The following is a 24,455-nucleotide window of genomic DNA, read 5'->3' as shown; positions in this document are numbered from 1 at the left end:
TGGAGGTGATCAGGAGTTTTTAGCAGCGGTTTTGATGGCGGCATTGATGCGGGTGTAGGTACCACAGCGACAAATATTGCCATTCATAGCTGTGGCAATATCCTCATCAGAAGGGCTAGGGTTGCTAGCCAACAAAGAGGCTGCACTCATAATCTGCCCTGCCTGACAATAGCCACATTGGGGCACATCATGCTCCAGCCATGCTTTTTGTACAGGATGGTCGCCCTTTTCTGACAAGCCCTCGATAGTAGTCAGCTCCAGACTGCTGGCAGCAGACACAGGGAGCGTGCACGAACGGATCGCACTGCCATTGGCATGGATGGTGCAAGCACCACAGAGCGCCTTGCCGCACCCAAACTTGGTGCCGACGAGCTTGAGGTGATCACGAAGCACCCAAAGAATGGGGGTGTCCGGATCTACATCCACGGTGTGTTTTTTCTTGTTGACGGTAAGTGTAAAAGTGGCCATAGTAAGCGTAGGGTTTGATTAAGCGTTTAGGTTCAGATCTTATTGTTTATACTTCTCGTTCGCAAAAAGGTTCTTTTCTTGAGCATTTGCAAGCTATTTCGAATCGATTCGATGCTGTTTTAGTACTTCTTCATATTGCTGGCGGGTATCAATATCCATCGCTGCTTCTGGTATTTCAATCATTTTTATTTCGTGGGAATGGCTCATTAAAACCGCCTTTGCGCCTCGATCTCCGGTGAGCTGTTTCAACTCTGAAAAATAGCGCCTCCCAAAATAAGCGGGTACGCCCACCTGCCCGGCATAGCTGGCAGCCACCAGCTCACTATCTGCGCACACGATTTGGTGTAACTGCTGCGCCTGAATGCGAGGTTGATCGCCTAAGACGATGAGTACTCCTTCCAGCTCCGGACGATGCTGTTCACACGCCTTTAGCCCTGCTCGGATACTAGAGGCAATCCCTTCTTCCCATTCCGTATTTTCTACCACTTCAAAACCCTCCACATCAATGTGCTGCAGGATCTGGCTAGCGTTTGCACCCAACACTACAACAGAGAAGGCCAACTGCAGCTCTTTTACTTTTTGCAGCTCATGCTGTAACAAAACTGAAGAATCGTAGGGCAACAGCTGCTTGGGCTCACCCATTCTCCGGCTGCTTCCGGCAGCCAGCACCACTACTCCTATGTTCTTCTGCTCACTCATCGTAGGTCAATCGTTTCAAACTGTTTATTCCTCTGGGAGTGAATCGTTCCCTTTTTATCCCGCAGATACCCTCCCGGCTTTTGGGCGAATGCCGCCTGAACCTCCGCCAATATGGACAAACCTATCTCCGCAGGCGTCTCCGCACCGATCTCGAGACCCACAGGAGCATATACCCGCTCCCAGGCATCTTTTGCGATAGCTACCCCTGAGGCGTTTAGCTCATCTTGCATGCGCAAAAACTTCTTTTTCGGACCTAAAAGCCCAATGTATGGCACTTCGGTAGCCATAAGCAATTGCTGCAAAACAGCCAGATCGTAGTGGTAATTATGCGTGATGAGCACAAAAGCTGTTTGATCATCTACTGGTATGTTTTCCAATACCGCTTCTGGTCTGGAAACCAACACCTGACAGGAGCTCACAAAGCGGTCCTTGCTGGCATGGGACGGGCGGCCATCTACCACGGTCAGCTCCCAACCCAGTGGCTCTGCCAGCTGGGCCAGCACGCGCGCATCATTGCCTGCACCTACAATCACCAATTGCCTTGGGGCCTCAAAAAGCTCTATGAAGGCGTATATCGATTGGTTCTGGAGTTGGTACTTTCGAAAAAGTGAGCATTTGTTGTTTTTCGTGAGCTCCATGTCTCTTTGCAACTGCCGGCGTAACTGTTCGTCTGGCAACTGTCCGTGGAGTTCATTGCCAGTAGCCAGTGCCACCGTGCCGAGGTGCTGTCCACCACTTTTGTCCAAATCAAAAAAAGTCACGACTGCTCTTGTCTCACGATCTGAGGTCACCACCCTCAAAAGCTCAATCACCTGACTATTTGAAGCCTCCAAAGGTTCAAATAGCACCTGAATAACCCCATCGCAGCCCAGCTGCGCTCCTACTATGGCATCAGCTTCATCCCCAGTATCGTAAGTGACCAGCTTGGTTCGGTTTTGGGCGAGCGCATGCAGCGCTTTTTGCAAGGCATCACCTTCCAGACACCCACCACTGATTGCCCCAGTCATTTGGCCGTATTCGTCTACGAGCATTCGGGCTCCGGCTCCCCGGTAGGATGAACCCTCCACATGAACTACTGTAGCAAGTACGCAGCGCATGTTTCGACTGGTTGCACGATCGTATGCAGCTATGATTTCTTTAATCTCCTTCACGACGCGGGCATTTGGGTTAAGGCTTTATAGGCATTGCATATGCGATCTATCGCCAGGGTAATTTCTTCGTCTGTAGTAGGCAGCCCTACGCTGAAACGCACCGCTCCCAACGCAGCACTATCCGTCAAGCCCATGGCCCGCAAAACATGCGAAGGTTCAGCCACAGTTTGCTTGCAGGCCGATCCTCGTGATGCCGCTACAGTACTTAGCGCCCGTAGAAGGCGTTCGGCATCCAAATCAGGAAAGGTCAGGTTGGTTACACTGGGTAAGCGATTGTTTTTGTCTCCATTTACCGTACAGCCCAGCTGCGTAACCAGCTCATTTTCCAGTTTGTCACGCATCGTTCCAAGGTGTCGCACATTTTCCGTCAGGTTTTTACTGGCCAGTTCACACGCTTTGCCAAAGCCTACGATGCCTGGCACATTGAGTGTGCCCGCACGCAGGTTGCGCTCATGGCCTCCTCCGTAAGTCTGAGGCGCGAGCGAAATGCCGGGTCTTACATACAAAGCTCCCACACCTTTAGGCCCATAGACCTTGTGGGCAGAAAAAGCCGCTATATCTACACCCAGTTGAGGCAAACCTACCTCCATCTTGCCCACTGCCTGAGTAATATCGCTCATCACCGGTACGCCTTTGGCATGCGCCAAATCACTAATTTGCTGGATGTCTGCCAGGGTTCCGGTCTCGTTGTTGGCCAGCATAATGCAAACCAGGAGTACATCTTCTGATAGCAAGTCTACTACTTGCTGAAGATCGGGCTGTCCGTGAGCATCTACTCCAAGTTTAGTCACACGGGCGCCAAGTTGCTCCAGCGCGGTGCACGTTTCCAGCACGGCGCTATGTTCGGTAGCGCAAGTGATAATATGGTTTGCCCGCTGTTTGTTGGCTTCATAGTAACCACGCAGCCCCAGGTTGATAGCCTCTGTAGCACCTGATGTAAAATAGATCGAAGCCTGACTGACCCCTATACTCCTGGCTACCTGCTCGCGAGCGTGCTCTACGCACTCTCTGGCGTCCCAGCCATAGCGATGATAGCCACTAGAGGCATTGCCAAAGTGCTCGCTAAAAAACGGCAGCATGGCCTCTAACACACGATGGTCTACCGGTGTGGTAGCATGGTAGTCAAGGTAAATGTTTGGCGTCATAGGTAGAATCTACTCAGACGCTAATAGAATGAGAATCCGCCAAACATCAAAGTGCAAAGAACATCTGAGCTAATATTTGAAGAATATTGGGTAATAAATGGTGACAAGTGGTGAAGATTTCCGACCCTTAGAAAACTTAAAAGGGCCCCAAACAGGGCCCTTTTTTATTGATCAGGAAAGAAACAACAAACCCAACCGCTGATCAATCATATACTCGCTTTTGAAACCAACGATCACGAATGGTTACATTGAGTGAAATCTGATGAGCCACTTCGGAAACCATACGCCCAGAAGTAGATGACAGATTTTTGTAAGTATAGCCAAGGTCTAATCCTCCCAACCCATACTGCACAGGCAGGCCTACCCCGGCAGTAACAAAATAGGTTGGGCGCTGTGCAGACTCGTATCGTAGGTAGTGGTTCTCCCAACCCATACCAAACCGGTATTTCACCCGGTCCAGATAGCGCTCGGTAACCTGGTTTTTGGCATACTCTATACCAAATGCACTCCTCCATACATCCGTGTAGCTGTAATCATCATGGGCGCCATTGGCACCCCACCGCTCCAGCTCTCCATCCCAGCTTACCAGCAGCCCTCCAGCTTGCAAGGAAACCCCCACCCCTATCTTTTCTGGCAGAATGAAGTAATCATCGCCAGTGAGCAGCAAGCTATCCCCCTGCCCGTTAGCAAGTTCCTTTTCTGTGCGAGTAGTGACCGATACCTCTGGCCGGTAAGTGGCCCCGAGGGTAAGTGTGCTGCGTTGCCCCACGCGCCGGGTATATTGCAATCCAAAATCAACGACCGCCTGCGAGGCGGACTCCTCTACTGTGACTGACGAGCTACCGAGTAGCTCATTATCTCCCAGGTACTGAGAGCGTGTGATAGTGCCAGCCAGCAATGCCAGCCTCACCCCAACATCGAACCCTTCAAACAGGCGCTGACCGTAGCCTATATAATAACGCGATAGCCCTCCATTGCCGACAAAACGCACACTGTAATCTCCCGCTAGCTCATCTACCCGATAGTCATCTTGTATGTCGTAGCTGGCATCACTGAAGGGTGAGGCCCCAAATGTAAGCCCACCACCTTTGCCTAACTTCAACCAAAAATTGAGGTTGTTTAGACCTAAAAGCATCGTATTACCGCTGTTCTCTTGCAAACTTTGTGTGAGTACTGTCCCGGTCATACCGATATCAAATACATGAGATGGCCCCACAATCGCGTTTAAAGCTGCAGGGTTTTTGAGGTTAACTACACTGGCAGACCGAGCTGCTATGGAAGCATTGCCCTGCGACAGATAGGCCCCTAAACCATACTCCGAGAGCGTGCCCAGCCCAAAGCGGTTGTAAAATGACCCATTGCTACTTTGAGCACGAGCGCTGCCTACCACCACTATCAATAGCACGAGAACAGACAGCCGCTTAATCATACTCATCGTACTCCTCATCCGGGTAGAATCCCCAAAAATCATCAAACTCGTGCGTGCTGTTTTTGCCAGTGCCTACATACCCGGTGTTTTGAATGGTAAACGCCACTGCCGACGAGCGCGCCGAACCTTCAAAGCTGTTGCTTTGTGACCACTCTCCCGTATTGGGCTCATAAGCATACACGTCCTGAGAATAAGAACTAGCCACACCACCCACGATATAGCCTTTTCCATCCATGGTAAACGCTACCGCACCATATCGGGATACCGCCGCAAGAAATTCATCAAAATAATCACTATCATCATATAAGGTATGGTCTTCCCAGCCTTCAGTGGCAGGATCAAATGCCCAAAAGTCATAGAGATATGAACCGTTGTTTCGGCCAGCACCCACATATGCTTTCCCCTCTATCACAAATGAAACAGCACTTTCTCGTTTGGATCCATATAAGCTAACGACTTGTGTCCACTCATCTGCCGAGGGGTCATACGACCAAAAATCCTTCCGATAGTTGCCATCATAACCGGTACCTATATATCCGCGCTGATCGACAGTAAACCCGGTGGCCGCATAGCGTGCACCTCCACCAAACGCAGCTTTTTCTGACCAGGAATTGGTAGACGGGTCATATTCCCAAAAATCCCCCAACTCTTCTTCGGTCAGGTCTTCATTAAACCCTGTGCCTACATAGCCTTTACCATCAATACTGAAAGACACGGCAGCTATTCGTCCGGGACCGGGAAATGCTGCCATCTCCTGCCAAAAGTTCTGTGTGGCATCATACCGCCAAAAATCCATTAAGTAGTCGTCACCATCTGTACCCAGCCCCACGTAGGCATAGTCACCGATGGTAAAAGACACTGCCCCCGAACGCGTAACTCCCTCAAAATCTGAATATTTTACCCAGTTACCGACTTCTGTTTCGTCATCTATATCCGAACAGCCCATCAGAGCCGCCAGAAATACTACACCCCATAATTTCAATTTTGTTGTTTCCATATTTGTTTGTGTTTAGTCTATTGCTAGTGTATAAAGTATGAGTTGGCTACCGTTGTGACTATCTGCCAGCATCATCACATCCGCGCTGGTCCGCAAATACTCCTGCGGCAGCTGTATGCGCAACCCAAATTCACTGGTACTAAAAGGCTCCAGCATGTATTCTACCAGGTCCGTGACATCCAGCTGGTAATAGGTATCTCTGCCAAAGTCCGCATCTAAATGCAGCACCGCTTGTAAGGCTTCTGTGGTCAGGATGTTTTCAGAACCTACCTCATAGAGGTCCACTTCCAGATATGCAGGATACTCGGATGACTCCATGAGCTCATCAAAAAATGGCTTTAATTGTAAGTTGGCAGCGGCTACCAAATAATCGTCACCTTCCAGCAGAAGTGCTTTCAACCCTGGAAAAGTGGCCCTGACACCATAGCCTGTGCCTCCTGCAAGTACACTTTGGTTTGCTGTACGTGTGCTACTAACAAGCGCCTCGCTATCTGCAAGGTCCATTGCTTCTGGCACGTTGGTATTTAGTACCTGGCTGTAATTCACTGATATTGGAAAATCCACCACGTGTTGGGCTACAGGCAACTCCTCCATATCTGAATAGTAAAGTTTCAGGGCGACCTCCTCCGTAGCTATACCCCATATCGCTTCACTGCCCGCATCCGCATACACCCGAAAGGCACCCACCAGGTCCGCAAAATCATCAGCCGTGAGGATACCTTCTTCCTGATAGTGCTCAAAAAGTGTGCTTCCAAGCGCATTGAATGGCAAGGTAACGGCCAGCTCACGGTCTCGCTCAAGACGAAGCGTAACAGCCGCACTGGCTACCACATCCTGTGGTGCAGCACTTACATTGTACAGCTGACCATCGTCACCCCATTCTATCGGAACAGAAAGCTGATCGGCATGCACTGCGATAGTGGCTACTTCGCCCTCCAACCTCCTGTAGCCGTCTAGCGGCAAATACAATACTAGCGAGTCAAACCGGTGCTTTTGACCGATAGTGGGAGTTTCCAATGTAGTGACATTAAACAAAGCACTGGCAGCCACATCACCAATCATCGCATGCGAGCGAGCCCCCACCACCAGCCTCGACTGATTGCCCGTTACAATGGAGTCGTACTGAAAAGTGGCCAACGCTACACTCAATGTATCGATGTACGACACCTGAAAGTCCTCTTCCCCTACCAGGTTGTTGCCAATAATGGTGGATTCAGAGCAGCCAATAAGACCTAAGGCCAGCACCATGACGATGCTCATATATTTTGGGTTCATAAGCTATATCTCTTTTTTATTCTTTTGTATTGTTTTATGTGGCCTTCCCAATAGCCCACCTCTTGCCGGTGAGCTGTTGTTTGCCTTCCTACTGCCACCGTGATACTATAGATTTCCCATTCAGACAGCTTCAGCTCTAGCAGCAATTGGCGTTTGGACGCCCCCAGGCTAGTGTGGCCCATGACAGCATCTATAGTAGGCAGCTTCGACTTACCAGTCACTACCCAGCCCTTTCCCAACACCCCTTTCACAGCAATATCCTCCAGAGAGTAGTTCGCTTCATGGTTTGCTCCCAAAACCTGCCTGAGGCGCTCCATCGATGAGCCTTGCAACACAGGGTAACGAATGCTCATTTGGTCTTTTCGCTTATGCTTAGTGGCTATTTTCACCTCTGCTCCGTACAATACGATCTGCTGAATCAGCACCGGATCATGAGTGGCGAGTAGCACAAAGCTGCCTTGGGACGACTGTGCTACTTGCAAGCACAGCGACTCATCACCTGCACAGTGCTCCCACTCCCGGGCACTGCCATCCAGAGTGACCTCCGGAATGTCCACAATGCGCCCATACTCCGCACAAGCCGACACAATGACCACCAAAAGCAATAGCCACCTCATTTGCCAGTGGAGCTTTCACCAGGCCGATAAGCTGTCACAGTAGCGGCTTCAAAAGCCCTGTACTGATCCTGTGTTAGAATTCCCCTTACACGGTTATTTTTATCTTCCTGAAGCTTATGAAGGCCCTCTACGTCTGTTGGTTTCAGAGACTGAACAGCCTCCAGGCACTGCTCATAGATCAGCGTAATTTCTTCCCGCTGTTCATCGGATAAAGTGATAGGTTCATTCATGGAGCTATGGTTTATGCTGTGCCCATCCGAAGCCTGGAGCATAAGCGCTCAACATGGCTTCCAAGGCTTTGCAAAATTGATTATTGACCATGGGGCAGCGAAACCCATTCAACCAACGCGTCTTTACCTTCAATGAGTAGCAGGTATTCTTCAAAAAACGAGAAAAAACCCCTAGAAATGACCAAAAAATGGGATTTTGCATTGATCTACAAAAACCGACGAAACGTCGAGACATCTCGTTGATACTTCCATCTTATTTTAGAATCATCCGCTCCCTGGTCATTTTTGAGGTAATCTAAATTTTGTTTTACTTACCAAGTGTTGCACACAAATAGCCATCAATGCAAAGACCACCTCTCAAGTGCATGATTATAGATCCTGACGAAACGGCTTCTCAGCAGCTGATACGCGCTATCGCCGAATGTCCAGAACTACAGCTTGTAGCCACTCACGCTCACTTTTCGGAAGCTTCCCATATAGACCTGGCCGCCATTGACGTGATCTTCCTGGACATAGACGAATTGGGGGTTCACTCCGCAGGTTTTTTCGCCTCGGTGCCTGACGCTTGTCAGGTAGTCATCACCAGCAGGACAGGCAGGTTTTCCTCTGAGGCGTTTGCTTTCAACGTGACTGACTATCTGGTAAAACCACTCACCAAACAGCGTTTTGACATTACCATAAGCAAGCTCACTGCCTTAGCTGTGTCGGCACCTCAGCAGTCAGACAGCTCCCTTCTGGTAAAATCTGATGGTAGCTACCACAAGCTGGCCTATCATGACATCTTGTATGTGGAGGGACTGCAAGAGTATGTCACCTTCCATACCACTACTAAAAAGTTGATCGTGCTGCATTCGCTCAAAAAACTGGAGCAACTGCTTCCCGCAGAATTCATCCGTACGCACAAGTCTTTTATTGTCAACTGCCAAAACATCAGTAGTTTTTCATCTACCAGCATCGTCATAGGCAACCGGTCGCTACCTGTGGGCTCCAACTATAGAAAAAACACCTACCAACGCCTGACCCATCACTATGCGCCACTGGTTGGCTAATGCCCATTAAAAAAATCAACTCCCTTCCGCCCAACATTACCATAAACCACTTTTATTTGAATATGCTACAGTCCAACACAAAGCGCCACAGAATCATCATGCTATTGCAACACATAGGTGTGTGGTGCGTACTTTTGCTGTTTCCACTCCTACTCACCGACCGCAGCGACCCGATGATCTTTCTGATGCGGCATGCCCGCACAGTTCTGATCCTGGGCTTTGTTTTTTACCTCTACTACCTGGTATTGGTACCCCGGCTTTTCCTTACCGGCAAAAAATACACCTTTGTGGCGATCAGTGTAGTGGTGCTGATCTCCCTCGCCTTGGTTTTCATGATCACGGACATCCCCCCTTCTGACAAACCAAACATGCCAAGACCTGGTGGACGAAAAGATTCCGGACTCATGGGGCCCTTTCTGTGGATTAGAAGTTTTACCCTGCTTACCCTGGGTGCAGGTACAGCGCTCGGTATGCGATTTGCGCAAAGCTGGAGACAAGAACGCGAACGGAGAAAATCACTGGAAAACGAACAGCTAAAATCGGAGCTGTCTATGCTCAAGTATCAGCTACAGCCCCACTTTTTCTTCAATAGCCTCAACACCATCTACTCCTCTATAGATGATGACCCCAGCCATGCCAAAGACACCGTGCACAAGCTAAGCAAGCTTATGCGATACCTACTCTACAAAGCCAACGATCAGTCTGTAGCCTTAAAAGATGAAATCACATTTCTAAGTGCCTACATCGAACTGATGAAATCTCGAGTGGGTAGCCATGTAGATGTCATGGTTAGCTTTCCTGCCAAAGACCTGGACCATCTGCAGATAGAACCGCTCATGTTTATCTCTCTGGTGGAAAACGCCTTCAAACACGGCATACATGCCCAGAAACCAAGCCATATCCGCATAGACATGAAACAAACCTCAACAGGAAGTCTTCAGCTGAAGGTGGTGAACTCTAATTTTCCTAAAAGCAACGAGGATCAAAGCGGGTCTGGCATAGGACTTTCCAATCTCAAAAAACGACTCGAACGGCTGTATCCTGACAGCAACAACCGACTGCAACAGGAAATCGTGGATAACCAATACATCGCAACGCTAACAATCCCAACTGCATGACACTGAAATGTATCATTACCGATGATGAACCCAGCGCCCTCAAATTGCTCAAACGCTATGTGGACGATACACCCTTTTTGGAACTGGTGGCCATGTGTAGCAGCGCCAAAGAAGCTATGGAAGCCCTTGCCTCCCATGAGATAGATCTGCTCTTTTTAGACATTCATATGCCAGACCTATCGGGTATGGCACTGGCCAAATCCATAGACCCTGCTATCCCCATCATCTTCACCACAGCATTTGACCAGTATGCCATAGAAGGATATAAAGTCAACGCCAAAGGCTACCTCCTAAAACCGTTTTCCTACGAGGAGTTTATAGAGACTGTAAGCAAACTCACACGAGCTGCCACTGCTCAGTCCACCACGCCTCCCGCTGAGCGGGAATACATCATGGTAAAAGCAGACTATAAAACCTGGCAAATCCCGCTCAATGAAATTCGGTACTTTGAAGGCGTAAAGGACTATGTGAAAATTCATCGTGAAAATGAAAGTAAGCCGCTCATGCCGCTAATGAGCATGAAATACCTCGAAGAGTACCTACCACCCTCCCGCTTTATGCGGGTGCATCGGTCTTTTATCGTCAACCTGGACAAAATCCGCGTCATCGAGCGCCATCAGATTTTGTTTGACGAGGTGCGCATCACCGTATCAGAAAACTACCGGGAGGCCTTTCAGCAATTCATCAAACAGCGATTTGGGACTTAGAGCCATTCAGGGCAAACTTCCTGAAAAAAGCCCCAAACGTCTAGTTCGTTTTTTATCCATAACAGTGGATGACACTTTTGATGTATAAACAATCAAAAGCAGTAAAAAATGAACAAGATCTTCGCTCTCATACTCACAGCCTGTAGCCTAACGGCATGCACCCAGCTGCCGGTACACCAAAGCATACAGGCAAACACCCCAGCAGCTGATGCGCCAGCCACCTATTACAACAAGGACAGCCAGCTGACCTATAAAATCACCCATGATGACGACAGTATCTACCTCACACTCTCTACTGCCAATGCCGCTACACAGGCACGCATACTGAGAGGTGGGCTGTCTGTATGGATAGACCCCTCAGGTAAGAAAAAGCAAGCGTTGGGCTTTAGCTACCCGGTAGTAGAAAGATCTCAAAATCCACGAAACCGCGAGACCAGGCCCCGTGATGAAGGACGCTCCAGACAATTTACTGACCGGGCGCAGCAAATGTACCGCAGGTTTGAAGCCAGCAACCCATCACTGCAGCTTACTGGATTCGCCGGAGAAGGCATCACCCAGCTTTTTGATCCGATGCTAGACCCTACTCCTGTAAAAGTGGCCACCAATATGGACGAATCAGGTACGCTCTCTTATACGGCAAGCATCGCCAGACAACACATAGGCAAACGAGTGTTTACCATAGGTGTGGTAGCCAATGAAATGCCGGCACAGCCGAATCTTATGGCTGAAAACCGCCCCTCCGACGGTCAGCAGCCTGCGGGTGAAGGACGAATGGGCGGAGGCCGACATGGCGGACCCGGAGGCATGGGTGGCGGCATGCGGCCAGGTGGAAATGGATCCCAAAGAGCCACCAGTACTACCATCGATTTTTGGTTTGCCGTATCCCTACAAGACTAACCCCATCAGATCAACAGTTCACAACAAATGACTAAACACTTCATTTACATCATTCTTCTGGCCATGAGCACCAGCACCCTGGCACAATCCGCACAAAGCAGGCTAAATGGTCAGGTGCTGGACTCTACCAGCGCACCGGTAATCGGGGCTACTGTGCTGCTCACCAATGAAAACGACTCCACTATACGCTATGGCAGTACCACAGATCTATCTGGAAACTTTCAGCTCAGCGTGGCACCCGGATACTATCAGTTGCAAATCAGTTTTATAGGGTTTGAAAGCCTGGCAAAACGCCTGCTCATCAACCATGAAGAAGTAAACCTCGGCAAAGTCACCCTGCACGAACAGACTCTGGCACTGGACGAGGTAGCCGTAGTAGGCAAACTCATCCCTGTGATCGTGAATGGCGATACCACCGAGATCAATGCAAAAGCCTACCAGACCAACCCGGATGCTGATGCCTCTGATCTGTTGGAAAAAATGCCCACCATCAGCATAGCCAATGGCTCCGTGCAGGCAGAAGGTGAAAACGTAAAAAAAGTACTCGTAGACGGCAGGCCATTTTTTGGGAGTGACCCCAATGCAGCACTGAAAAGCCTACCGGCAGAGGTGGTGGATAAGATTCAGGTGTTTGACGACCTCAGTGACCAGGCAAAGCTCACGGGATTTGATGATGGCAACTCAGAGAAAACCATCAACATCGTAACCAAACAGGAATTTAGAAACGGCTCATTTGGCAAAATCACTGGCGGATTTGGTGCGGACGACCGCTACAAGCTCAACGGACTGCTCAACAGCTTTAACGACGACCAGCGCCTCACAGTGGTAGCTCAGAGCAACAACATCAACGAACAAAACTTCTCTACTGCCGACCTGGCTGGGGTCACTTCTGGCAATAGCCGCCGTGGTGGAGGTGGCGGGCGCCGTGGAGGTGGTGGACCTGGCAGACCTGGTGGAGGCAATATTTCTGGCGATATCAATGACTTTTTGGTAGGCAGCCAAAACGGACTGGTCAATACCAATGCCGTAGGGATCAACTACACTGATGAAATAGGCGACAAACTGACGCTCAATGCCAGCTACTTTTTCAACCAAACAGAAAATACGGCCCACACCACACTGGAACGCCAATACTTTGGCGAAGGCCAAAACTACACTGAAGACGAACTGGTAGCCGCCACCAACCAAAACCACCGGCTAAACATGCGCATGAAATACGAAATCGATGAGCAAAACACGGTCATCTACACCCCGTCGTTTACCCTCCAACGCTACCAGGGACTGAGCGACCTCAGCACACAAACTACCCAAAGTGCCAGCACACTGAGCAGTGCACTGACTAACTACAGCAGCGAACTACGCTCCTACACGCTGAGCAATCGCCTGCTGCTGCAGCATAAGTTTAGCAAACGAGGACGTACCCTTTCGCTAAACCTCTCCCAAAACTATGACCCCACCAATGCTTCGAGTGAACTCTACTCAGACACCTACTACGATTCGGAGCAAGACACGCTGGACCAACAATCCGACCTGGAGCAGTTTGACCAAACCTACAGCGCGCGCCTGATGTACACGGAGCCTCTAGGGCAAAAAACCATGTTGATGATGAACTACAAACCATCGGTAAGCTTTAGCAACAGCGACCAGCTCACCCACGACTTTGACGAAAGTACACAAGCCTATAGCACGCTCAACGAATCGCTCAGCAATGTATTTGAAAGCCGGTACATGGCTCAGGAAGGTGGCGGAGGTATTTTGTACCGTATGGGCAGTGGAGGTGCATTTACGCCGGGCAGCGGGCGGCCCAGAGGCAATGTACTCATGATCAATGCCAACTACCAGTATGCGCAGTTGACTACCTATCAGGAATACCCCGCTGCTGCTGAAACCAGCAAGCAATTTGCCGCTCTGCTGCCCATGGTGATGTGGCGTGCCAAGCCCTCCACCAATAGCGACCTGCGGATCATGATGCGAACCAGCACCAGTGTGCCTACAGTAAACCAGCTTCAAAATGTGCTGGACAATACCAACACTACCCAGCTGAGCATAGGCAACCCACTTCTGGATCAGCAGTACCAGTACAACTTCTTTGCTCGTTATAACCTCACCAGGCCAGAAAAAGCCCAAACCTTGTTTCTGATGCTGGGAGGTAGCGTCACCAATGCCTACATAGGCACCAGTACCACCACCGCTACTAACGAAATCAAAACCGTAGACGGCATTACGCTAGCGCCCGGTGTACAGCTCAGCAAACCCGTAAACCTGGACGGCTACTACAACCTCCGGGCACTGAGTACCTACGGTCTGCCACTTGGCCTGCTCAAGTCCAACCTCAACCTCAACTTTAGTGCGCAGTACACACGTACTCCCGGCCTCATCAATGAGCAGCTCAACTACACCTACAACCCAAGCCTAAGCTGGGGAGCAGTGCTCAGCAGTGGAGTCAGCAAGCGGCTAGACTTTACCCTGTCGAGTAGTAGCACCATAAACTTCACGCAGAGCAGCCTCTCCGAAGGGCTCAACACCAACTACCTCAGCCAGCAAACCAAACTGAAGTTTTACTGGAACCCCTGGGATGGACTGGTTTTGCGGACCAATTTTAACCACCAATTGTATGCCGGACTCAGTGACACTTTTGACGACAACTACCTCATCTGGAGTGCAGGCGTGGCCTATAAGTTTATGAGCAACGACCGGGCGGAGCTGGGACTGGAAGCATTTGACCTGCTCAACCAAAACCAAAGCATCTCCCGTACCTCTACAGAAACCTATTTTGAAGACTACCAGACCAACACCCTACAGCGGTACGTTATGCTCAGCTTCAAATACAACTTTGGCAAATACAATGTAGGTGGGTAAAGCTGGCTCACCGCAGGCATAGCCGAGTCACCCCGAGTCGAGTCACCCTGCCTGCCTGCCGCGCCAAAGGCGGGCCTGCCGGAGGCATGGTCGAGTCATCCTGCCTGCCTGCCCGCCGGAGGCATGGTCGAGTCGCCTGGAACTGGTGGTCACCCTGAGTCGGGTCATCTTGAGCCTGTCGAAAGATAGAACCGACTCATCATACCCCATCCCACAAGGTTTTGTCTGATAGTTCGAGACTAGGCGTCCCCCAAGCCTGTCTGCCGACAGAGGCAGGCTCAACATGACAAAACCAACGGGCCTGCCTCGCCGGAGGAGGGCCTTTCACGCCGCAGGCGGGCCTGTCACCTCAAAAAAAACCCTGGAGGTTTTCAAAACCTCCAGGGTTTCTACATGCCTATATTGGACAGGTGTCCCGGTCTGGTGAACATGCCAGATGAAAATCATACAGATTTACAACAACCGGTTTTTTATATAATTTCGCATAAGCTCACACACCAATTCCATCTAAACTCATGAGGCATTTTCATCCGCTTTTCTTAGTTCTATTGATTTTCACCCTATGCACAGGAGTGGTACATGGACAAGCCAAAAAAGTGGGCCGTATTATTGACCAAAAGAGCAAAAAGCCTATTCCTAATGCGATCGTCACTTATTCAGGTAATCCGGAAGGAAGCCTCAGTAATTCATTTGGATATTTTGAATATCCGGAAGATGTAACTGAACTGGTAGTATCTCACATCAGCTATGCGACGATCCAAATTCCAGTTGACTCGTACACACCCGCTATCCTCATTCCTTTAAAAAGAGAAAACTTCACCCTGCCCGCACTGACACTTCAAAAATACCAGGAGCTTCCGGTGTTTACGTACCAGGACAGCTTACGCGAACTTATGCTTCAGCAACGACAACAGCAATCATCAGAACTTATGATGGGACCGGATTTTCCGGGAGGCATCCAGTCATTTCATCATTATTTGCTAGAGGAGTTCCAAAAGTCAGATACATTCCCAACTGATGAACTTTCATTCAACCTTTTGCTCGAAGTAGATCAGGAAGGTGCCGTAAAGGTCCAGCAAGAACCCCAAAACCCTATAGCATTACAGGTAGTAGGACTGGTAAATAATTCACCAAAATGGATTCCGGCTTTTCAAAACCATGAACCATGTACCAGCTACTTATCACAAGAAATTAAAATAACAGGTAAACAATTAATCATCATCACCGAAAAACAGCCTCAATTCCCTGGTGGTATGGAGGCTTTTTACAAATTCGTCAGAGAGGAAATGAACTACCCCAAAAAGGCCCTAAAGCATGCCAAAAAAGGACGTGTATATGTGCGGTTTGTAGTCGAAGAAAATGGCGAGATATCCTATGCAGCCCCAATAAATCGTGTTGGCTATGGTTTGGACAAAGAAGCTGTAAGGATCGTGAGGCAGACCTCAGGAATGTGGATTCCTGGCACAAGGAACGGGAAGCCAACCAATGTGCGAATGGAACTTCCTATCATATTTCGCACAAATTAACAAAGCGGAGTATCTCCTCGATTTTTATAAACACCCCAGCTTAATAGAGCACTAGGATTTGTCCAATGCTTCGACGGTACTCACTTTGACAAACTTCACCACCTCAAAAAAACCCTGGAGGTTTCGAAAACCTCCAGGGTTTATTCAAGCCAGATGAAGTGAGCTACCTTGAAAACAGATTATTTCTAATAGCCACAGGCAACACACTTGTTGCGGCCTTGAAGAATACCATCTCCATCGTAACTCACATCGAAATTGATAATTTACTTTCTATAAGATTTTAGCCTAATATTTGTACCATTTGAGGGCTTAAGGTAATTGAAGTTCCTTCTGAAGTTCCATCAAATTGCACCTTTAACTCCCCTTTGGTAGCAAACAGTATCTGCCCCTTTGGAGTATTGATATAAAAATCTTCATCATAAATTCCTACTATCGTCCCATGTCTTTCTGCTATGGTAAATAGTTGTTTTACTCGGTCTCCTTCTTTCATATATTCAGTTTTTAGTTAATAAGCTTAGGCAACCCTGCTACAATCTCCACGGTCTGTAAACTCACGTTTATGATGCTCAGGAGTAAGTCCAGTATATAGTGGGCTTGTACGTCATCGGCCCAGTCGTTCAGGTCATCCGTCCGAGGACCACACAAAAAACATGGTTAAACTACATAAAAAATTCACGATCCCGCCTTATGTCATGAAGAATCTTTACACAAGTCGGTATTTATACGGACCCACTGACCGCCTAATCCCAACAAAATCCTAATTATCCTAAAATACCTTCCAGCTTGATGGAAATTACACTCCAAACTTCATCCCTAATATGAACATTTATTTATCTCACAAAAACCCTGGAGGTTTTCAAAACCACCAGGGTTTGGCCTCAAGAACTTGGCCGCCCTCAAACCAACATTTAATTAATTCGAGACAATCTTATTTAAGACCTAAGTCATTAAATTATTTACCTCTATTTTGCATATTGCACAGCTCGCAATTAGCATCAATAATTTTATTGGTAAGTCATAAACAGAGATTCATAAAATTTAGCAATGGATTTAATCGATATAGGTATAGAAAAAGGTTTGATTGCCTTTAGCAATGACAGAAAACAAATCACCTACATCCATCAAAATAAAAAAAGGAACTACTCCAATCCAGAGGAACAAGTACAAGCTGAAACATTCCTTAAGCTCATTCTTATATATGGCTATCCTGTAGAACGCATTCAGCAATTCGTACCCGTGACAATGGGATCTACTACGAAAGAAGCAGACATTTTAGTCTATGCAGATAATGACAAAAAGGAACCTCTAATTATTGTAGAATGTAAAAAGCCTGAAGTATCAGAACTAGAGTTTGAACAAGCGGTAAAACAGGGGTTTGCCTACTGTTTTGCTACAGCTAAAACAATCAAATACCTGTGGGTAACATCTGGAATTAAGGATGTCTATTATCAGGTAAACAAAGAGCAACATGATGAAAATTCGATCCCTGATATTCCCCGATTCGGGCAAAAAACTATCTCAAAATACAAATATGCCAAGGGTGGAGTTAGTGGGAATTTCACCAATGAACCTGAAGCCGGATATGGCAATAAACTGGAAGCAGAAGAAAAGTTTTTTGACTTAGAGGTAGTTAGCGAAGAAGAATTGACCAGACGCTTTAGACTAGCACATCAATCGCTTTGGGCTGGTGGAGAGCTAAATCCTTCAGAAGCTTTCGATGAACTGGACAAACTCATATTCTGCAAAATATGGGACGAACGGCACCCAAGGAGAACAGGAGAACCCTATCAATTTCAAATTTTTTACATTCCGGTTCCTCCCAAGGCTAGCAAAAAGAAGAAAGATGAGATCGAACAAAGAATCACCAATGAGCTGTATGATCGAGTTGTAGCCCTCTATGCCGAAGGAAAAGAGCGCGACCCGGAAGTATTCAAGGACAACATAAGACTGAATGCCGCCAAAGTAAGAACGGTAGTTACCTACTTAGAAGGCATTAACCTCAGCAAAACAGACTTAGACAGTAAGGGTCGAGCATTTGAAGCCTTTATGGGCAGTTATTTCAGGGGTGATTTTGGTCAATTTTTCACACCGCGTAATATCGTGAAATTCATTGTAGATGTGTTGCCCATAGAAAACACCTCCAGAGTATTGGACACCTCTTGCGGCAGTGGTGGCTTCCTACTTTATGCCTTAGATAAGATTCGAGCAAAAGCAAGTGAATACTATGATGAAACATCAGTAGAGCATTACAAATATTGGCACGATTTCGCTGAGAAGAACCTATTCGGCATTGAGATTAATGAGCAGATTGCTCGTACAGCCAAAATGAACATGATTATTCATGATGATGGCCACACCAATGTAATTGCCTCCGATGGCTTGCTACCAAGTGAAGACATGATTAAGAAGAGTGGCAACAAGGAGTTCAAATACGGTTCATTCGACTATATCATTACCAACCCTCCTTTTGGTTCTACAGTTAGGCAAACTGAAAGAGCTTACATGCACCAGTACAATATGGCTATTAAAGATGCTGACTGGTTAGATGTTAAGAAGCAAAAAGCAAAAAACAGAGCCAATCAAAGCACGGAAGTAATGTTCATTGAGCAGTGCTACAAATTTTTAAAACCAGGGGGCTACTTAGCTATCGTTATTCCTGATGGTATTCTTACCAATAGCAGCCTGCAATATGTCAGAGATCAAATTGAAGATTGGTACAGAATTGTAGCCGTGGTTTCCATGCCGCAAGACGCTTTTGCTCATACAGGTGCAGCAGTAAAAAGCTCGGTTATGTTCTTAAGAAAACTATCAAGTAAGCGCAGTGATGCCATTAAAGCGAAGAAAGTAAGCGTTCAAGACAAGATACTGAAAGATCGGAAGTTTGAGAAGCAAATAGCCGATTGGGAGAAGGAAAAGAAAAAGATACTGAAAGATCATATTGGTTTTGAAAGCCACTCAGGCAAAACCAAGGCGACCAACTTAGGCAAGAAAGAAATTGAAGCCACTCAAGAGTTCAAGGACTGGAAGTCAGAAATCAATGCGGAGTACAATCAAAAAATAAATGACCTGAAAGACCAATTAGCGGACCTATACCTTGAAGAGAAGCAAAAAGCTTTAGAAGACTACCCAATCTTTATGGCAATCGCTGAAAAGATTGGATATGATGCAACAGGGAAAACGATCAATGAAAACGAATTAGAGTCAATTGTACCTGAATTGAGAAATTTTATTGATGTGGTTAATAAGCAAGATGCCTGATGGAAAGCTATTCACTCCCTGAACATATTAAACCAATCGCTTTCTTAATCAAGAATAGTCAGATTGATGGTCGCCTCGACCCAAACTACAATCGGTTAAAAATTGAAGTAGAACAGGAATTGGCGAAATCTATATATCCCGTCAAAAGAATTAAGGATGTACTTTCAAAAATCCAATACGGCACTTCAAGTTTAGCTAATACCGAAAGAAAAGGAGTACCGATCTTAAGAATGAATAATATTCAAGACGATGATCTTGACTTGACTGACATTAAGCATATTGAACTTTCTCAGAAAGAAATTGATAATATCTCCTTAAACAAAGGTGACATATTGTTCAATCGTACCAACTCTAAGGAATTAGTCGGGAAGTGTGTAGTCTTTAATGAAAGTGAAAAATGGGTTTATGCTTCATACATTATTCGGGTAGTACTTGATAAAACAGAAGTTTTACCAAAATATGCCTCCTACTTCCTAAATGCAAGATTAGGGAGACTTCAAGTAGACTGCATTAGTCGTCAGATAGCGGGAATGACTAATATCAACGCAGAAGAAATAAAGTCACTGAAACTGATAGTGCCACCTATTAAGAAGCAGGAAGAGTTTGTTGCAATTATTGATGAAGCCAAAAAGAAAAAATTTGAATTAAAGAAAAAGGCCTCAGATACACTTGATTCAATCGATTCCTACATTCTCAACGAACTAGGCATTACTTTACCAGAGAAAGACACCAGAATTGAAGCAAGAATGTTTCAAACCACCTTTAAAGAGCTTTCAGGAAGAAGGTTTGACCCTAAACTATTCGACACATATTCCAAAAATCTATTCGCAGCGGTTGAAAATGCCCAATATCCAATAGAGCCTCTTAAAAACCTGATTACACATTCAGCAGCAGGAGATTGGGGAATTGATGAAGAAGCGGAAGTTAAGCAAGATCAATACGACACCTGCTTGGTAATCAGAGCCACTGAGTTTGATAACCTATACAATCTCAAGCTAGAAAATGACAGGGTTAGGTACAGGAAAATAAAAAAGGATAAACTCAAGCAATTAGACATTCAACCTTATGACTTGCTCATAGAAAAATCAGGTGGTAGCCCAGATCAGCCAGTGGGCAGAATCTCTTTGCTTACAGAAGATTTATTTGAAAATAATACGCTGTGCTACAGCAACTTCATTCATAAAATAAGAGTGGACATCTCAAGAGTTGACCCCTCCTATTTGTTCTGTTTTCTCAAAACAATTCACAATATCAAAATCACTGAGATTATGCAGAGTCAAACCAACGGCATACGTAATCTTATCATGGGTGAATACTTTAATCAATCTATAGTCCTTCCAAAATTGGATAAGCAGATAGAGATTGGTCAAGAAGCCAACAGGAGAAGGTTTGAAGCTCAGCGATTGTCCATTGTAGCTGATAAGGTATTGGAAGATGCCAGAGCAGAAATTGAACAAATGATACTCGAACCCTGAATTATGATACCAGAAGAAAAAATAGAAAAGATAAAATCGATTTGGGATACTTACGCATCCTCTGACCAGCGGGTGTTTGATACCAAGGGAAACGAACTACCCAACATTGATGAGTCCAGAATTGAGGCAATTTCAGATATAAGCGCTTTTATGGATTCATTTATTTCGGGAGAAATCGATATCTATGAGTTTAAGACCAATATCGACAGTTACAATAAGCGCAACAACTATTGGGGTTTCACAGCTACTAAAGGTCAAATGTTCTTCAATCAATTGGTCAAGAATAGTGAACAAAACACTAATAATCTCACCTACCTTTTGAAGCAAGCCATTTCCAAACCTGAATCATTGGATCAAGCACTGGCCAAAATTGAAAGCCTTGAAACCTACTGCATCAACATCTTTTCGAAAGCCAAAGACAAACGTAAGGTACCAAACCCCGGATCTGTTGGATATTTCCTTTCTTACTTCTGGCAAATTTGTGATCATGAGCGGTGGCCAATCATGTACACGTCTTTAACTATGGCGTTTCAGGAAATAGAAATCTGGGAAGATCAGCAATCTCAAAAGGAATCCTATCGGCACTTTTACAAGCTCAACGAGGAAATTAAGTCCATCTTGAAGTCACATGCCGGTCGAGATATTTCGAACTGGGCAGCCGAACACGCATTTTGGAAATTCAAGGGAAATCCGAACAAACCCGAAAAACCGGTAACCAAGAAAAAAGAAATAGTAGAAAAAATTGAAAACGAAGAAACCCAGCTAAGGATTACGGCAAATTTTGAACTCTCTGACTACCTAATTCCTAAAGTTGCAAAGTTGATCGATCTCGGAAATCAGACCGATAAATCCGCTGCTTCCAAAGGAACGGAATACGAAAAATTGGTTGCTGAAATCTTCAAGCTTTTGGACTTTGAAGTTGATGTTTTAGGGCAAGGAAGCGGACGAAATCCCGATGCAATCATCAAACTGCGAGAGGAGAACACTGCTTTTCTTGTTGATGCCAAAGCATACAGTAATGGATATAGTTTAGGTACTGACGACCGGGCAATTAAAGAGTACATCAACCATTATTGCCCCAAACTTCAAAAAGAAGGATACAAGAAAATCGGTTTTATCATTGTCAGTAACTCATTCAAATCCAATTTTGACCCCTTCATCAACGAGATCACTTGGAACACGGACATTAAGAGATTCATACTTCTCACTTCAGAAGCTCTACTTTATCTTCTGGCCTACAAAACCAAAGACAGACTGAGCTTGTCCACAATGATTGAAAGTCTAATAGGTTTTGCTAACCCAGTATCCTCTCAAAACATTATTGAACAATTTGACGACATTTAGTCTACTCACAAGATTTCCAAAAATCACCTAAGAATGAAATGCTCCTCTTCAGGGGTATAGTCCCATTTTGGATAATTGCCATGTGACTAACTAAACAAAGCCACCACCCCACCACATAAAACGCATGCCCCCTCCTGGGCTACCCGTACTTCCAGCGAAAAACGCATCACCCGCCCGGGGGAATGCACCAACCTCGCGGGGGAGTCCATAACCAGCTAGGGGCAACGCACCACCCATGCGCTGCAGTCCATAACCAGCTGGGGGAACGCGCCACCCATGTACTGCAATGCATGACCCGTGCGGGGGAACGCATGCCGCCACCGAAAAACGCATCACCCCTCCGGGGGAATGCACGTTCCTCGAGGGGGAGTCCATGCCCAGCCGTAAAAACGCATCTCCCCTCCGATAAAACGCATAACCCGTCCGGGGGAGCCCATAAACACGCAGAAAAACGCATGCCCCGTCCGGGGGAGCCCACAAAGACGCATAAAAACGCATACAGCGCTATTACACATATATACCGTTAGCTTTATATAGAGTTTACCACACAACTACACAATACTTCCTTACACACACCGTTTTTCATTTTTTATTTTATATTTAATTCATGTTTCACATTTAAACCAAACAATTATGCCTAATCAATCACTCGCCGAAAAGATGGAAGCTGCACGCCTCCTCATTTTCAACAGTACAGACCCAGAAGTAGCACCACTGCTAGACGCTTATGGTATAGACGAACCCTACCTCCTCGAGCGCATGACCTTGTACAACACCACCGCGGAACTGATCCAAAAACAAATACAGGAATACCGCGAGTCCGACTTGGCTTATGACGAATTTTATGTAGCCAAAGATGAAGTACAAGAGGCTGTAGCGCGCACTGTAAAACTGGTACGTGTACTGTCACGCAATGACGCAGACCTCCAAAACCGGCTAAACCTCCATACGGCTTTCCCAGACAGCATAGCCGATTGGATCGAGCATACCATCACTTTTTACACGCTCCTTCAGGGCGAAACAGAATTTGTGACCACATTGAACCGATTCAAACTCACCACCGAAAAAATACAGCAGGAAAAAGATATGGTTCACAACCTAAAACAGCTCCGCGAAAAAGTGACGGTAGAAAACGGCCAGGCACAAGAAGCCACCCGAGAGCGCAATGAAAAACTAGACCAGCTCGATGACTACTGTACCGAGCTGAAAGTCATAGCGCGGCTAGCCCTGGAATCCAAACCTCAACTCCTCGAAAAGCTGGGAGTCATGGTGAGAAACTAACAACATCCCAATCTGTAACAAGCAATCAAAACCCTGCAGGTACCCCTACCTGCAGGGTTTTTCATTTTGTTAGAAGTCCCGTGCGCCACCTTTGCTCTTGGGAGTCACCCTAAGTCGAGTCATCCTGAGCTGGGGTGTCATCTTGAGCCTGTCGAAAGATAAGACACCCCAGCTCACTCAACACAAGGTTTTGTCTAATGCTTCGACGGGCCTGTCTGCCGACAGAGGCAGGCTCACCATGACAAAACCGACGGGCTCACCACGCCGCAGGCGGGCCTGCGGTGGCATGGTCGGGTCAACTCGAACTGGTGGTCACCCTGAGTCGGGTCATCCTGCCTGCCTGCCGTAGGCATGGTCGAGTCATCCTGAGCCTGTCGAAGGATAAGACTCGACTCATCATACTACATGGTTTTGTCTTATGCTTCGACAAGCTACCGATGACGTATTTTTCTACGTACTAACTGTAAGCTGGTATCCAAGCTTTTTGGCAGTTTTTTGTAGCCACCTTTCTTGCTGTAGTTTTATTCTTTCCTCGTATGCCGCAATCCCTTTTTCGGTATATGCCAGTCCTTTAACCATAAGTTTCCAATATAGCACCGCTAGCTTCCTAGCTGTTGCTTTAACAGCAACTCCTGCTCCTTTCTTATTTTTTATCTTCCTGCCAAAAGCCCCTAATGCAATCTGTTTGCTCTCGATTAGGCTTTGGCTTAACTGACGGAATATTTGTCCTGCTTTAGGGTGTTGTTTTCTGTTTCGTGATTTATTCATTTTCCCCGACCTATGTTGACCCGGAGCTAAACCTAGCCAACTTGTAAAGTGCTTTTCCGTTGGCCACTTACTTAAATCACTCCCCGTTTCGCCATATATCTGCAGCCATCCATAATCGGTTATACCGGGAAGGACTGTTGCATCTTTATTATCAAAGATTTT

General features: G+C 46.8%; 21 protein-coding genes. 10 read left to right on the top strand and 11 right to left on the bottom strand.

What is annotated here, in order from left to right; all coding sequences use genetic code 11:
• Positions 1–9: 9 nt before the first annotated feature.
• The 9 genes from C7460_RS21980 to C7460_RS21940 form a co-directional block, all read right to left on the bottom strand.
• Positions 10–468 carry a (2Fe-2S)-binding protein gene (locus tag C7460_RS21980; RefSeq protein WP_115870301.1) on the bottom strand — a complete coding sequence of 153 codons (459 nt, stop codon included), beginning with the start codon at positions 466–468 and terminating at the stop codon, positions 10–12.
• A 93-nt stretch (positions 469–561) separates the two neighbouring features.
• A complete protein-coding gene (locus C7460_RS21975; RefSeq protein WP_115870300.1) occupies positions 562–1,167 on the bottom strand; it encodes a nucleotidyltransferase family protein in 606 nt (201 codons plus the stop codon).
• Positions 1,164–2,318 (bottom strand): XdhC family protein, encoded by a 1,155-nt coding sequence (locus C7460_RS21970; protein ID WP_115870299.1) that lies wholly within the window; start codon positions 2,316–2,318, stop codon positions 1,164–1,166. The genes C7460_RS21975 and C7460_RS21970 overlap by 4 nt, the downstream gene beginning before the upstream one ends.
• Positions 2,315–3,463 carry a cysteine desulfurase family protein gene (locus C7460_RS21965; protein ID WP_115870298.1) on the bottom strand — a complete coding sequence of 383 codons (1,149 nt, stop codon included), beginning with the start codon at positions 3,461–3,463 and terminating at the stop codon, positions 2,315–2,317. The genes C7460_RS21970 and C7460_RS21965 overlap by 4 nt, the downstream gene beginning before the upstream one ends.
• Positions 3,464–3,665: 202 nt before the next feature.
• Positions 3,666–4,898 (bottom strand): hypothetical protein, encoded by a 1,233-nt coding sequence (locus C7460_RS21960; RefSeq protein ID WP_147303055.1) that lies wholly within the window; start codon positions 4,896–4,898, stop codon positions 3,666–3,668.
• Positions 4,885–5,889 (bottom strand): Kelch repeat-containing protein, encoded by a 1,005-nt coding sequence (locus C7460_RS21955; RefSeq protein WP_115870296.1) that lies wholly within the window; start codon positions 5,887–5,889, stop codon positions 4,885–4,887. The genes C7460_RS21960 and C7460_RS21955 overlap by 14 nt, the downstream gene beginning before the upstream one ends.
• Positions 5,890–5,901: 12 nt before the next feature.
• Entirely contained in the window at positions 5,902–7,164 is a 1,263-nt protein-coding gene (locus C7460_RS21950) for a DUF4270 family protein (protein WP_115870295.1), read from the bottom strand.
• Positions 7,161–7,781 carry a hypothetical protein gene (locus C7460_RS21945; RefSeq protein WP_115870294.1) on the bottom strand — a complete coding sequence of 207 codons (621 nt, stop codon included), beginning with the start codon at positions 7,779–7,781 and terminating at the stop codon, positions 7,161–7,163. Before C7460_RS21945 ends, C7460_RS21950 begins: the two co-directional genes overlap by 4 nt.
• Positions 7,778–8,011 carry a hypothetical protein gene (locus C7460_RS21940; RefSeq protein WP_147303054.1) on the bottom strand — a complete coding sequence of 78 codons (234 nt, stop codon included), beginning with the start codon at positions 8,009–8,011 and terminating at the stop codon, positions 7,778–7,780. Before C7460_RS21940 ends, C7460_RS21945 begins: the two co-directional genes overlap by 4 nt.
• A gap of 341 nt (positions 8,012–8,352) precedes the next feature.
• Here C7460_RS21940 and C7460_RS21935 point away from each other — a divergent pair, with 341 nt between their 5' ends.
• The 6 genes from C7460_RS21935 (at position 8,353) to C7460_RS21910 (ending at position 16,167) form a co-directional block, all read left to right on the top strand.
• Positions 8,353–9,060: a LytR/AlgR family response regulator transcription factor gene (locus C7460_RS21935; protein ID WP_115870292.1), complete on the top strand. Its 708-nt coding sequence runs from the start codon at positions 8,353–8,355 to the stop codon at positions 9,058–9,060.
• A gap of 98 nt (positions 9,061–9,158) precedes the next feature.
• Positions 9,159–10,178: a sensor histidine kinase gene (locus tag C7460_RS21930; RefSeq protein WP_170148139.1), complete on the top strand. Its 1,020-nt coding sequence runs from the start codon at positions 9,159–9,161 to the stop codon at positions 10,176–10,178.
• Positions 10,175–10,885: a LytR/AlgR family response regulator transcription factor gene (locus C7460_RS21925; RefSeq protein WP_115870290.1), complete on the top strand. Its 711-nt coding sequence runs from the start codon at positions 10,175–10,177 to the stop codon at positions 10,883–10,885. Before C7460_RS21930 ends, C7460_RS21925 begins: the two co-directional genes overlap by 4 nt.
• 108 nt (positions 10,886–10,993) lie before the next feature.
• Positions 10,994–11,782 (top strand): hypothetical protein, encoded by a 789-nt coding sequence (locus C7460_RS21920; RefSeq protein WP_115870289.1) that lies wholly within the window; start codon positions 10,994–10,996, stop codon positions 11,780–11,782.
• 27 nt (positions 11,783–11,809) lie between these two features.
• Positions 11,810–14,641 carry an outer membrane beta-barrel protein gene (locus C7460_RS21915; protein WP_115870288.1) on the top strand — a complete coding sequence of 944 codons (2,832 nt, stop codon included), beginning with the start codon at positions 11,810–11,812 and terminating at the stop codon, positions 14,639–14,641.
• 515 nt (positions 14,642–15,156) lie between these two features.
• Entirely contained in the window at positions 15,157–16,167 is a 1,011-nt protein-coding gene (locus C7460_RS21910) for a TonB family protein (protein WP_115870287.1), read from the top strand.
• Between the two features lie 280 nt (positions 16,168–16,447).
• Here C7460_RS21910 and C7460_RS21905 read toward each other — a convergent pair whose 3' ends face one another.
• A complete protein-coding gene (locus C7460_RS21905; RefSeq protein WP_115870286.1) occupies positions 16,448–16,657 on the bottom strand; it encodes a hypothetical protein in 210 nt (69 codons plus the stop codon).
• Between the two features lie 554 nt (positions 16,658–17,211).
• On the opposite strand from C7460_RS21905, the gene C7460_RS21900 reads away from it, so the two are divergent.
• The 4 genes from C7460_RS21900 (at position 17,212) to C7460_RS21880 (ending at position 23,525) form a co-directional block, all read left to right on the top strand.
• The gene (locus C7460_RS21900; RefSeq protein WP_115870285.1) at positions 17,212–19,425 is read left to right on the top strand and encodes a restriction endonuclease subunit M; all 2,214 of its coding nucleotides are present in this window, start codon (positions 17,212–17,214) and stop codon (positions 19,423–19,425) included.
• A complete protein-coding gene (locus C7460_RS21895; RefSeq protein ID WP_115870284.1) occupies positions 19,425–20,900 on the top strand; it encodes a restriction endonuclease subunit S in 1,476 nt (491 codons plus the stop codon). The genes C7460_RS21900 and C7460_RS21895 overlap by 1 nt, the downstream gene beginning before the upstream one ends.
• A gap of 3 nt (positions 20,901–20,903) precedes the next feature.
• Positions 20,904–22,244: a restriction endonuclease FokI C-terminal domain-containing protein gene (locus C7460_RS24160; RefSeq protein WP_221409604.1), complete on the top strand. Its 1,341-nt coding sequence runs from the start codon at positions 20,904–20,906 to the stop codon at positions 22,242–22,244.
• A gap of 633 nt (positions 22,245–22,877) precedes the next feature.
• The gene (locus C7460_RS21880; RefSeq protein WP_115870282.1) at positions 22,878–23,525 is read left to right on the top strand and encodes a hypothetical protein; all 648 of its coding nucleotides are present in this window, start codon (positions 22,878–22,880) and stop codon (positions 23,523–23,525) included.
• A 450-nt stretch (positions 23,526–23,975) separates the two neighbouring features.
• Here C7460_RS21880 and C7460_RS21875 read toward each other — a convergent pair.
• A partial coding sequence (locus tag C7460_RS21875; RefSeq protein ID WP_147303053.1) for a transposase occupies positions 23,976–24,455 on the bottom strand: 480 nt, incomplete at its 5' end.

Origin of the sequence: Marinoscillum furvescens DSM 4134 (assembly GCF_003386095.1) — a bacterium.
GTDB classification, from domain to species: Bacteria; Bacteroidota; Bacteroidia; order Cytophagales; family Cyclobacteriaceae; genus Marinoscillum; species Marinoscillum furvescens.
This window is presented reverse-complemented; position numbering and strand designations above follow the sequence as displayed.